This is a genomic window from Bacillus salipaludis, from assembly GCF_004358205.1.
The window spans coordinates 422,943-435,245 of the sequence record NZ_SMYO01000006.1; the positions used below are offsets into that span (position 1 = coordinate 422,943).

A 12,303-nucleotide genomic window follows, 5' to 3' on the forward strand; every position below is an offset into this window, starting at 1 on the left:
TTCGGATGGTGACAGGCAACGCCTGAATTTTGTCGAAATGCATTTTTAATGAATTTTTCATATTTACCCTGTATAGTCTTTGTAAAGTTGGTGTTTGGAGGTGTTGGCGGATGAGAAGGTTTTTGGCTTTTGTTTTGGTGGGTGGTTCTTTGTTTTATTTGTTTAAGCACGGAGAGCTTCCGTCTTTGGCGAAGCTTCATGGATTTTTTTCTGATTCTCAGGTAGCCCATGTGGAAAAGAAGGTGGAGGATTCGATCTCTAGTCAAAGCAAACAGGCGAAGGTATCTTCCATTCCAGCCTCATATGATAAAAAATATACCCCGACAAAAATTCAAACCTATTGGGTCTCGATAAAAAATGGAAAAATAGTTGTAACAGGAAAAGCGACGCCGTACGGAAAATATTACAAAGCTGATGGAGTCATTTTATACATCGATGAACCTCGGGCCAATAAGAAATCTACGGTAAAAGTACCGTTTACCAATTATCAAAATTTCCATTATGAATTCCCTCTTACCTATAACGTTGGTGATGTGGTCGTAAATCTTGATGAATATTACAACGGCAAAAAAGACGATCCGAATAAAGTATTGGGCTATGCAAAATATCAATTAACCGATGGTGACCCGTATTTGCAGCCAAGTTTCATGGTACAAAGTAATGACCCGACACTAAAGGCACTTTCTGCAAATATAACAACAGGAAAACAAACGAATACAGAAAAATCTCAGGCCATATTCAAGTGGGTCGCCACCCATGTTGCTTACAATGCACCTTTGGTAAACGCATCGAACCCGCCGATCTATTCCGCTTTACAAACCTATAAAACTCGTGTTGTGTTATGCTCCGGCTATGCGGATTTAAACGCTGCACTTCACCGAGCGGCAGGCATTGAGGCAAAAGTGGTTTACGGGGAAAATCATGCCTGGAATGAAATTAAACTGAACGGCAAATGGCAGGTGGAAGATCCCACTTATGGCGCAGGATTTATAAATCTAAACACAGGTAAATTTGTCCAAAGTTATCATCCTGCCTATTTTTCTAAATCAGACATGCATAAAGCAGGGGAATATCATTGGTAATAAAGCTTTAAAATCTTCGGGAGCTAGGTCCCTATTTTCATAAAAAACTTTCCATTGTGTCATCCTATTATTATGATCAAAGCTAAGAAATGAGGCACATATGAAAGAATCAGAGAAAAAGGGATGGTTTTGGCATTGGGGCTTGAAAATGTACCAATTCCGCTGGTTCGTTGCGGCCTTTTGGATTTTATTGTTTATTGTTTCAGCAACGTACGCACAAAAGCTGCCCGATCGGTTAAAAGATAGCGGGTTAACCCCAAAAGGGAGCGAATCGGACCGCGGCTTTTCTCTTATGCAAAAGAATTTGGGTACAGCACAATCCTCCATTGATATTGTTTATATAAGCAATAAATTTGATTTAACCCGTCCTAAACATAAAGCTGTCATTTTACATTCTTTAGAACCTTTAGCAAAGAAAGAATATATTAAAAGTATTAAATTTAACCAAACAGACCGCCTGAATAACAGAAAAGGCATTCAAGCGGTGAGGGTTGAACTCAAGCTTAAAAGCTCGGAAGCCCTTAATCATTTTCCAGAAATCAGAAAACTCATCACTGAACCTAAAGGCATGAAAACCTATGTCGATGGAGACACAGCAACACTTTACGATATTCAGCGGGCAACCAAACAAGACATGCATCATTCAGAAATGATCGGTCTTCCGGTCGCCTTGTTGGTCCTGCTGTTTATTTTTGGCTCGGTAGGTGCGGCATTGTTACCACTTGTCATTGGGATTATGAGCGTATCTTTGACGCTTGGAATAACCTATTTTCTTACTGGATTCTTTTCCCTATCTAATTTTTTGCCCAATATCGTTATGATGCTCGGCCTTGCAATTGGCGTCGACTATGCACTGTTTCTCGTCAGCCGCTTCCGGGAGGAGCTGAGACGGGGCAACGAGGTGCAAGATGCCGTCGCTGCGTCTGCACACACAGCAGGGAAATCGGTGTTTTTTTCCGGATTTGCCGTTTTGATTGGCTTACTGGGAATGTTATTTATTAAATTACCGATTATTTATTCCCTTTGCCTTGGAGGTGTGCTCGTTGTTTTGTCAGCCGTTCTGCTTTCCTGCACGTTGTTACCAGCCCTGCTTGGTATTTTCGGCCGCCACATCAATTCGTTAAAGGTGTTTCCGCGGACACAAAAGAAATTAGAAGGTTCAACGATTTGGGAGAAAATTGCCAATGCAGTAATGAAACATCCTGCGGTCCTAGCTATAATAATTAGTACCTTATTGCTGTCACTCATGTTGCCAATAACACGAATGCGGATTGGCGTTCCAACTGCAGATGTCCTTCCACCTGCCTTTGAGTCGCGAATGGGTTCGGACATCTTGAAAAATAATTATGATAAGAGGAAATCGAGTCCGATTTTTATTGTTTTAAAAACAAAAAATAAGGTTTCAGATGAATCATCGATTCGAACCATTCAGTCATTCGAAAACAAAATTCGTAAGATTTCCGGAGTCATGGATGTCAACAGTTTTATTGACGTTCTTGGAAAGCACTCCCCAGAAGAAACAGCGATTCTTATCAGTTTAGCTGCTACAAAAGCGGATATGGAAAAAGAAGATTTGGTGAAAGGCCACTACACTCTTCTGACGGTTGTTCCGAAGTCAGATCCGGGAACCAAGGAAGCCGCTGACCTTGTTAAAAGGGTACGGAACATGAAAATAAATCAAGCAGAACGTTTTGTTACAGGGCAAACGGCATTAAGGGTAGACATGCTTGACCGGATCTTTTCAGGTCTCCCTTATTTAATGGGTTTTATTATCGCGGTTACGTATCTCATTTTGCTTTTTGCTTTCAAGTCTGTCTTAATTCCTCTGAAAGCCGTTGCTATGAATATTCTCAGCCTTGGAGCCAGTCTCGGGATTGTTGTGATTATTTTTCAATATGGATGGCTCGCAGATGATTTACGGATTACCTCGACAGGATATGTCAGCATTATCATGCCAGTAACGATATTTTGTATTGTCTTTGGCATTTCAATGGATTATGAGGTTTTTCTAATCTCGAGAATCAAAGAAGAATATGACCGGACAGGGGATAATAATCGAAGTACGGCGGTAGGGCTGCAAAAAACAGGTAGCCTTATTAGCAGTGCTGCATTCATTCTAATGGTGGTCGTCGGCTCGTTTATTTTTACCAATATTGAAATTACCAAGGCCCTTGGTGTCGGCCTATTCTGCGCCATTTTTATTGATGCGACATTGATACGAATTATCGTCGTTCCTGCACTGATGAAACTGCTCGGTCCGGCCAATTGGTGGGCACCGAAATGGATTGGGGGAAGATCGTGAGTTTTTTGGGGGAAATGGAGATTCGCTGATAAAAATTTCTCCACTGGGATTTTAGGCGTTATTTGCGAATCATGACCATTTATTTGCGGATTAAACCATTTTATTTGCGAATCAAAGCAATTTATTTGCGGATTTCCCCATTTTATTTGCATATCAAATTCAAATTAGAAAAGGCTGTCCAAATGGACAGCCCCGTACATTTATTTATACTGTCTAGAATTATTATATTTATCTTGATGCAGGAAATCGACAAACTCATCGGAAAGCTCGCCTAAATGGAGCATTTCTTCATAACCTGCCATAAGACCTTCGAAAAATCCGGCCGGCAGGGTGAAATCAATTAATGGTGCTCCTGTTTTGGTATAAATCCCCGTATATAGATTCCCGGGCGGTTCCGCCATTTTTAACAGATTCTTCAAAGAAATATCCTTATTATTGTTCTTAAGTTTCACTTGAATCCCGTAAAGATCAAAAGCAGTAGTTAAAATATCGGTTAATTCAGTTAATTGTTCTTCCGTAAGCTCCGCGCTCGGATCCGTCGCATTCATAAATTGCTCCAGCCGGTAATCCAAGGATTCCATTTGATCTAGAGAATCTTTGTTATTTTCCTCCACCTGCGACAAATACGTAAAGAAATTTTCAACCTCTTGTTCGGTAATACCAATTTTTTGCAATTCATCTTCAATGCTTGCCATATATTTATCATGGTTTGTATAAAAGCCCACCGAGGCATCTAAATCCTCGATGAACTTATAGTCATTTAAAGAATCACCAAAATGATCTAAAAGCGCGTTTAGTTCACTTTGCTTCATTTTATATTTTGTCAGTAAATCTTGTAAATTTTTCGCATTGATCGGTGTACCCAAAACACTTTTTAATTCCTCAACGGAATTGAAATCCTCTAACGGGATTTCATAATAATCCAGGTAGTCCAACAACTCCTGCTTCGTCCAGCCAATTTCCGTCAAATATTGATTCAGCTCATTTTCCGGAGGTGTGGCACTGGCAAACGGGGCATAGGACAAGAGAAGGATGGATAGCAAACAAGTTAAGAACGTCTTCTTATAGAACATAAATCAACCTCCAATGAATATCCTACAACCACTAATGTTCCCTTCTAAAGAAACTTAAGAGATAAAAATCATTGGTAAAAAACTTGGGGAGATTTTACAAAGAAATGTATAATTGACATAGGTAATCGATTGACCCTCTAGGGTTACACTATATAAGAAGAAATCGGGATTCACAGTGTAGGAAGGAAAACAGCAATGAATGTATCATTAAACCAAAAGATGATTAAACAATTATGCGGAGAGCATTCCTATAAAAAAGGGGAAGAATTATCAAGGCGCAAAAAAGTGGAGCTGACGGATTATTCACCGAATCACGAAATCTGTCATGCCATCGTTCATGCCACAAATGTATTTCAGATTACGATTAAAAATAAACACGGGCAAATTGAAACAACCTGCACATGTCCAAAGTTAACTACCTATCAAAAGCCTTGTCACCACGTGGCAGCCGTATTGGTCAAAATCTTAGAAAAGCAGTCGTCAAATCATACTGATTTAACAAGGGGAATCTTAGGATTATTCCAGGGGGGACCGATCCGGCCAAGTACCGGAGAGCATATTATTGAAGACAGACAATTATTCACTGTAGAATTTTTGTGCAAGCCCATCTCTATTGACAATAACGAATGTATGTTCGGGATTATGATTCACAGCAGTTCTAAATCTTTTAAAATAAACGATTTTTTGGACAGCGTTAAACAGCGGGAAGCATATCAAGATTACGATCCTAAGATCCATTATTTTCAAAGAGAAACGGATGCTGTTCTTCAGGAATTAATTCAAACAAGGGACAAATCCATCCTTAAAGATGAATTTATTTTAATCCCTGCCCGTGATTGGGAGAGGCTTTTACCGATCCTGTTAAAGGCTCCCTTGGTAAAATTGAAACATCACGGGCAAATTTTTGAAAAGATTCACTTATCAAGCGGACCCATCCCGCTTTATTTTCTATTTGAAACTGGGCCTAATGAAGATTTCCAACTACGAGTTAATGGTTTAAATAAAATCACCATCCTTTACGATTTCGTTCTATTTGAGGGGCAGATTTGGAAGCTAGAAAAAGAAGAATTGGCTCGTCTAAGTGAACTAAAGAAAATGTTAGATACTTCCGGTACACACCAAATCTCGATATCGAGAAATCAAATGGAATCGTTTATTGAGCAAGTCATTCCGGGACTCATGAAAATTGGCCATGTCCGAATCGGCGAAGCTGTTTCAAAACGATTGGACCAAACTGCTTTAAAAGCAAAACTATATTTAGATCGAATCAAAAATCGTTTGCTTGCTGGTCTAGAATTTCACTATGGCAATGTGGTTATCAATCCTCTTGAAGAAAATAAACAAGGCTCGCCACTGTTAAGAAATGGCGAACAGGAGGAAAAAATCCTGCAGATCATGGAGGAAAGCGGCTTTACGAAAACAGAGAGCGGTTATTTTTTACAAAATGAGGAATTGGAATATCATTTTCTGTATCATATTGTTCCAATCTTAAAAAAACTCGTTCAAGTCTATGCTACCACGGCGGTTAGAGTGAGATTGTTTAAAGAAAACCCACAGCCGCGTTTTCGGGTGGATCGAAGAGAACGGACGGATTGGCTGTCGTTTCGCTTTGAATTGCAGGGAATTCCTGAATCTGAGATTCGTAATATCCTAAGTTCGCTTGAGGAAAAGCGGAAATATTATCGACTTCGCGATGGGTCTTTTCTTTCGCTGGAGAGTCCGGAATTTAATGAATTGAATCGATTTTTACAAGGGATTGGCGTAAAACCGAAAGAGATTCACACGGAATTTGAACTTCCGCTTACACAAGGTTTGTCCGTCCTTTACTCTTTTGAAAATTCAGTGAGGATTGGTTCATCTCTAAAGCAGCTTTTAGAGGACCTTCAAAATCCAGAAGGGGTTCATTTTGCTATTCCTGCAAGTCTCTCTGGGATTCTACGGGATTATCAAAAACTTGGCTATCAATGGCTAAAAACACTCGCCCATTACGGTTTAGGGGGGATTTTAGCAGATGATATGGGCCTTGGGAAGACGCTGCAAAGTATTAGCTATATCCACTCGGTTTTGCCTCAGATACGGAGGGAGAATCAGACCGTTTTGATCGTTTCGCCCTCCTCTTTAACGTATAACTGGTGGAACGAATTGAAGAAATTTGCTCCAGAGATTCGGGCTGAAATCGTTGATGGCAGCAAAATCGTTCGGGACAGGCTGTTGAAAAACCTTGCAGTGGTGGATGTCGTGATTACTTCCTACCCGCTGTTGGTAAAAGACACTTTGTTATACAGTAAACTAGCTTTCCATACGCTATTTTTAGATGAAGCCCAAGCCTTTAAAAATCCTGAAACGCAAACAGCAAAGGCGGTAAAAAAACTTCAAGCTAGCCACCGATTTGCTCTCACTGGAACACCCATCGAGAATTCGCTTGACGAGCTATGGTCAATTTTTCATATTGTATTTCCAGAATTGTTTCCGAATCGAAGAGCTTTCCATGAATTACGACGGGAAGAAGTTGCGAAGCGCGTTCGACCATTTATCCTCAGACGGGTAAAGGAAGATGTGCTCGCTGAACTTCCCGAAAAAATTGAATCCATGCATGCCTCAGACCTGCTGCCAGATCAGAAAAAACTATATGCAGCCTATTTAGCTAAGCTGAAGCATGATACCTTAAAACATTTAGACAAAGAAACTTTTCAAAAAAATCGCATCAAAATTCTTGCCGGACTTACACGGCTCCGGCAGCTATGCTGCCACCCGGCCTTGTTTGTGGATGGATATAAGGGAAGTTCAGCGAAATTTGAGCAATTACTGAAAATTATCGAGGAGTGTCAAAGCACAGGGAGAAGAATGCTGATTTTTTCGCAGTTTACGCAAATGCTCGGGATTATCGGAAGGGAACTGGCAAGTAGGGGAGTATCTTATTTTTACCTGGACGGCAGTACCCCTTCTGAAGATCGAGTGCAGCTTTGCAGCCGATTCAATCTCGGCGAAAAAGATATATTCCTGATTTCCTTGAAAGCAGGCGGAACCGGTCTTAATTTAACGGGCGCCGATACGGTGATTTTGTATGATTTATGGTGGAATCCTGCCGTCGAACAGCAAGCTGCTGACCGTGCTTACCGAATGGGACAGAAAAACACCGTCCAGGTGATTAAACTGGTCGCACATGGGACGATTGAGGAAAAAATGAACGAGCTTCAAGAAAAAAAGAAACACCTGATTGACGATGTCATCCAGAAGGGAGACGAGAAGTTGTCTTCCTTAACAGAAAAGGATATCCGCGAGATCTTGATGATTTAAACTTTAGGAGGCAAGCTTCATGACCGATTTCAATTTACAATTCCGGAAAAGAATAGGTTTCCCTGCAAACGAAACCATTACATTCGATAATTTAGAAGACGTTCTCGAAAAAACAGCCAAAACGATTCCATTTGAAAATATAGGTATCATTGCAAATCAGGCAAAAAAAATCACGAAAGAGAACTTGATTAACAAAATTATCGATCAACACGAGGGCGGTCTTTGTTATGAACTAAATGGCATTCTCCATTTATTTTTACTGGAAAATGGAATTGATGCAAAATTAATTTATGGTGTCGTCTACGACCACAATCATCAGCGTTGGATTCCGACCGGGAAAACACATGTTGCAACTATTATCACTAACAATGAGCAACCCTATCTTGTAGATACAGGATTTGGTGTGAATCTCCCTTTAAAACCTGTTCCATTATCCGGAGAGGTGGTAACCTCGAATAATGGCGAGTTCCGAGCGGAGAAAACGGAAACTGAGCATGGGGATTATATTTTTTACATGAAATTGAAACATAAAGACAAAGATTGGAAAATAGGCTATGCTTTTGATACCAAAGTGGCTATTACCGATTATTCAAGATTAACTGGGGTACAAAAAATCATTATCGAGCATCCGGAATCTCCTTTTAATAAAAAGCCGTTAATTACCAGGCTGACTGACAGGGGCAGCATGACCTTAACAGATACATCTATTACTGAATGGATCGATGGTAAGCTAGATAAACAGGATATTGATCAAAAAAAATATAAAGAGCTTGCAAAAGACCGTTTTGATATTCAGACCTAATAAAATCCACCCATATTGCATGGGTGGATTTTAACTTCACGATTTTAATCCTCGTTTTACACGCACAAAGGCTACGAAATCATCCAGTTCCTCTTTTGAAAGTAGGACACCATCCAGGGACAAAACTTTTTCGTTGGAATCTATTAATTCGGTAATTTCAATCACTGAATGTTCCGCCAATGAATCCTCTGTTCTCCCTAATATATAATCTACTGATGTATGAAATAAATCGGCTATTTGTGATAAGGATTGTAATGATGGCAAACGATAACCCGACTCATAGCCGGCATAGGTGCTTTTGGCAATCCCCAGTTGGTCTGCGGTTTCTTGTAAGGACCATTTTCGTTCTTTTCGTAATTCCGATAATCGCTCCAACATTCGTCTCAAACTCCACTCTAAAGGATTTTGAAAAAATTATATCATAGGTTATAAGATTAGAATAGAAAAAAAGTACGCGAATTGAATAATAATGCTTGATTTATATAAAATTAATCCTATAATTTAAAGTATAAATACGCATAACGCGAATGATATGAAAATTGTTCTGCTAATCGGGGTGATATTTTTTGAAGAAAATTTTAATATTAGCAACTGGTGGTACGATTGCCTCAGTGGAAGGGAACGAAGGGCTTGTTCCCGGATTATCTGCCGATGAATTATTGCACTTTTTCCCAAAATCAGCAGGTAACATTGAGATTGAATGCAAGTTCCTCATGAACATAGATAGCACAAATATGCAGCCGGAGCATTGGGTTGAAATGGCTCATGCGATCTACCAACACTATGAAAATTACGACGGATTTGTCATTACGCATGGAACGGACACGCTCGCCTATACTTCTGCGGCCCTTTCCTACATGCTGCAAGGACTTCGCAAGCCTGTTGTATTAACCGGGTCCCAGGTCCCGATTAGCTTTAAAAAGACAGATGCCAAAAAGAATGTGGCCGATGCACTAAGATTTGCTACAGAGGACATTGGCGGAGTGTTTATCGTTTTTGATGGTCGGGTGATCATCGGAACGAGAGCTGTAAAAATGCGAACGAAAAGCTATGATGCATTTGAAAGTGTAAATGCCCCCTATGTTGCCTATGTGAATGAAAAAGAGGTAAAATATCAGTGGAAACCTGTACCAACCGGCGTGGGACTTGCATTGAATACTAATATAAATACCGATGTTTTTTTAATGAAATTATACCCCGGGACAAAACCGGAAGTGTTTGATTGCCTAAAAGGTTTATACAAAGGTATAATAATTGAGAGTTTTGGGAATGGCGGACTGCCATTCGAAGGGCGCAACCTTCTTGTGAAAATCAAAGAACTAACTGAAGCGGGCATAGCGGTTGTGATTACGACTCAATGCCTTGAAGAAGGTGAGGATTTACTTTTATATGAAGTAGGTCGTAAAGTAGCCCAGCATGATGTCATTTTATCGGGAGATATGAATACCGAGGCCATTGTGCCCAAGCTCATGTGGGCTCTTGGTCAGAAATCTTCTATTAAAGAGATCAAGACTATTTTTGAAACTCCTTTGGCAGAAGATTTATCGATTAAGGGCGAAAAAGAAGAGTAATAGATTTTTACTAAAAACAAAGAGGCGATATGGATGTTGACCAATGAAGTAAACATGCGAGTGGAGAAAGACTTTTTAGGGGAAAAGGAAGTACCAGTTGAAGCCTATTACGGTGTACAAACATTAAGAGCAGTGGAAAACTTCCCAATTACTGGCTATCGTATCCATGAGGAATTAATAAAAGCAATGGCGATCGTGAAAAAAGCTGCCGCGATGGCGAACATGGATGTTCACCGCTTATATAACGGAATTGGTGAGGCCATTGTGAAGGCCGCTGATGAAATGATTGAAGGGAAATGGCATGACCAAATTATTGTCGATCCGATTCAGGGCGGTGCCGGTACTTCCATCAACATGAACGTGAATGAGGTTATTGCCAACCGTGCAATTGAAATACTTGGACATGAAAAGGGTGATTATTATCACTGCAGTCCTAATTCCCATGTCAACATGTCGCAGTCAACAAATGATTCATTCCCTACCGCAATTCATATTTCGGTATTGAATCTTCTTGAAAAATTATTGGGTACAATGGAAACAATGCATGGAGTCTTTATGCAAAAATCGCAAGAATTTGCCCATGTAATCAAAATGGGGCGGACCCATCTTCAAGATGCAGTACCGATTCGCCTTGGCCAGGAATTTGAAGCATATGGACGAGTACTAGAACGCGATATTAAGCGAATTAAGCAATCCCGCCAGCATTTATATGAGTTAAACATGGGTGCAACTGCAGTTGGAACCGGTCTCAATGCGGATCCTCGTTATATTGAGTTTGTTGTAAAACATCTTGCTGACATCAGCGGATTACCACTTGTTGGTGCAGAACATTTGGTGGATGCAACTCAAAATACAGATGCTTATACAGAGGTATCAGCGGCATTGAAGGTTTGTATGATGAATATGTCAAAAATCGCCAATGACTTGCGTTTAATGGCTTCTGGTCCACGTGCTGGATTAGGAGAGATTAGCTTACCAGCCCGTCAACCGGGATCTTCCATTATGCCGGGAAAAGTAAACCCAGTGATGGCTGAGCTCATTAATCAGGTGGCCTTCCAAGTAATCGGGAATGATCATACGATTTGCTTGGCATCTGAAGCTGGGCAATTAGAATTGAACGTTATGGAGCCTGTTCTTGTATTTAATCTGCTTCAGTCGATTAGTATTATGAATAATGCGTTCGGTGTATTCACGGAGCATTGTTTAAAGGGTATTACTGCAAATGAAGATAGATTAAAAGAGTATGTGGAAAAGAGTGTTGGTGTCATTACAGCGGTTAATCCACATCTTGGCTATGAAGTAGCTGCTCGGATTGCCAGGGAAGCCATTTTAACTGGAGCTTCTGTACGTGATCTTTGTTTAAAATATGATGTATTGTCTGAAGAAGAACTAGATTTAATTCTTGATCCATATGAAATGACGCATCCAGGGATTGCAGGAAAGGCATTGTTGGAGAGAGATTAGTAGATACGCCAGGCATTTTGCCTGGCGTATTTTGTTTGGTAATTCTTGCTTTCCACTTTTACCATCGAATTATCGTTGATTTAATCATCACAATCAAAATAAAACCATACGATTAATACTACGGCTTTTTTAGGAGTGTGTTTCGTATGGATGATCGTTTTTTTCGAAATGTCATGGGGAGCTTTGCTACTGGGATTACCATTATTACCACAGAGGTGAAGGGGACTGCCCATGGAATGACTGCAAATGCGTTTGTCTCAGTATCTTTGAATCCAAAGTTAATTCTTGTGTCGATTGATAATAGAGCTAAAATGTTGGGCTTTCTTCAAGAGTCGAAAAGGTTTGCTGTGAGCTTTTTAGCCAGTGAACAACAAGCGGAATCGATGAGATTTGCCGGACAGAAAAAGGATGAAGAACCTTTTATTTTTGAGCGATTTGGTGAATTACCTGTTATAAAGGGTGCTTTAGCGAATGTTGTTTGTACTGTTTTTAATCAAGTTGAGGCAGGAGATCATGTTTTGTTTATTGGAGAGGTACAGGATTTACAGGTGAAGGATGGGGAGCCGCTCCTTTACTTTAAAGGTAACTATCGAGAATTAAAAGAGTTAGATTAAATAGTAAATATTCTATAATTATATTATGTAAACTAGGAATGCTATTAGACTGTGCTTCCCGGCTCAGTCTTTTTGTTTGCCATAAAAAAATTAATCCT

Annotated in this window: 9 protein-coding genes; 7 read left to right on the top strand and 2 right to left on the bottom strand. The window is 40.0% G+C overall.

Annotated elements, in window-relative coordinates:
- The first annotated feature begins 110 nt into the window (after positions 1 to 110).
- Both E2K98_RS15170 and E2K98_RS15175 read left to right on the top strand, forming a co-directional pair.
- A complete protein-coding gene (locus tag E2K98_RS15170) occupies positions 111 to 1,082 on the top strand; it encodes a transglutaminase domain-containing protein (RefSeq protein WP_133335480.1) in 972 nt (323 codons plus the stop codon).
- 100 nt (positions 1,083 to 1,182) lie between these two features.
- Positions 1,183 to 3,384 carry an MMPL family transporter gene (locus E2K98_RS15175; protein WP_133335482.1) on the top strand — a complete coding sequence of 734 codons (2,202 nt, stop codon included), beginning with the start codon at positions 1,183 to 1,185 and terminating at the stop codon, positions 3,382 to 3,384.
- Positions 3,385 to 3,584: 200 nt separating this feature from the next.
- Here E2K98_RS15175 and E2K98_RS15180 read toward each other — a convergent pair whose 3' ends face one another.
- Positions 3,585 to 4,457: a processed acidic surface protein gene (locus E2K98_RS15180; protein ID WP_133335484.1), complete on the bottom strand. Its 873-nt coding sequence runs from the start codon at positions 4,455 to 4,457 to the stop codon at positions 3,585 to 3,587.
- Positions 4,458 to 4,652: 195 nt separating this feature from the next.
- Here E2K98_RS15180 and E2K98_RS15185 point away from each other — a divergent pair, with 195 nt between their 5' ends.
- Complete coding sequence (locus E2K98_RS15185) at positions 4,653 to 7,754, top strand: DEAD/DEAH box helicase (protein ID WP_133335486.1); 3,102 nt, start codon at positions 4,653 to 4,655, stop codon at positions 7,752 to 7,754.
- Between the two features lie 19 nt (positions 7,755 to 7,773).
- Entirely contained in the window at positions 7,774 to 8,556 is a 783-nt protein-coding gene (locus E2K98_RS15190; RefSeq protein ID WP_133335488.1) for an arylamine N-acetyltransferase family protein, read from the top strand.
- Between the two features lie 36 nt (positions 8,557 to 8,592).
- Here the strand turns inward: E2K98_RS15190 and E2K98_RS15195 are convergent, their stop codons facing one another.
- The gene (locus E2K98_RS15195; RefSeq protein ID WP_133335490.1) at positions 8,593 to 8,934 is read right to left on the bottom strand and encodes a helix-turn-helix domain-containing protein; all 342 of its coding nucleotides are present in this window, start codon (positions 8,932 to 8,934) and stop codon (positions 8,593 to 8,595) included.
- A 188-nt stretch (positions 8,935 to 9,122) separates the two neighbouring features.
- Here E2K98_RS15195 and E2K98_RS15200 point away from each other — a divergent pair, with 188 nt between their 5' ends.
- From E2K98_RS15200 to E2K98_RS15210, 3 genes are all read left to right on the top strand, one after another.
- Complete coding sequence (locus E2K98_RS15200; RefSeq protein WP_133335492.1) at positions 9,123 to 10,127, top strand: asparaginase; 1,005 nt, start codon at positions 9,123 to 9,125, stop codon at positions 10,125 to 10,127.
- Positions 10,128 to 10,160: 33 nt separating this feature from the next.
- Positions 10,161 to 11,591 (top strand): aspartate ammonia-lyase, encoded by a 1,431-nt coding sequence (gene aspA / locus E2K98_RS15205; protein ID WP_133335494.1) that lies wholly within the window; start codon positions 10,161 to 10,163, stop codon positions 11,589 to 11,591.
- Between the two features lie 146 nt (positions 11,592 to 11,737).
- Complete coding sequence (locus E2K98_RS15210) at positions 11,738 to 12,205, top strand: flavin reductase family protein (protein WP_133335496.1); 468 nt, start codon at positions 11,738 to 11,740, stop codon at positions 12,203 to 12,205.
- Positions 12,206 to 12,303: the final 98 nt, after the last annotated feature.

What these genes read in the sequence shown, in the direction of transcription:
- E2K98_RS15170 (WP_133335480.1), top strand. Translation starts at nt 111, where the DNA reads ATGAGAAGGTTTTTGGCTTTTGTTTTGGTGGGTGGTTCTTTGTTTTAT.
- E2K98_RS15175 (WP_133335482.1), top strand. Translation starts at nt 1,183, where the DNA reads ATGAAAGAATCAGAGAAAAAGGGATGGTTTTGGCATTGGGGCTTGAAA.
- E2K98_RS15180 (WP_133335484.1), bottom strand. Translation starts at nt 4,457, where the DNA reads ATGTTCTATAAGAAGACGTTCTTAACTTGTTTGCTATCCATCCTTCTC.
- E2K98_RS15185 (WP_133335486.1), top strand. Translation starts at nt 4,653, where the DNA reads ATGAATGTATCATTAAACCAAAAGATGATTAAACAATTATGCGGAGAG.
- E2K98_RS15190 (WP_133335488.1), top strand. Translation starts at nt 7,774, where the DNA reads ATGACCGATTTCAATTTACAATTCCGGAAAAGAATAGGTTTCCCTGCA.
- E2K98_RS15195 (WP_133335490.1), bottom strand. Translation starts at nt 8,934, where the DNA reads ATGTTGGAGCGATTATCGGAATTACGAAAAGAACGAAAATGGTCCTTA.
- aspA (WP_133335494.1), top strand. Translation starts at nt 10,161, where the DNA reads ATGTTGACCAATGAAGTAAACATGCGAGTGGAGAAAGACTTTTTAGGG.
- E2K98_RS15210 (WP_133335496.1), top strand. Translation starts at nt 11,738, where the DNA reads ATGGATGATCGTTTTTTTCGAAATGTCATGGGGAGCTTTGCTACTGGG.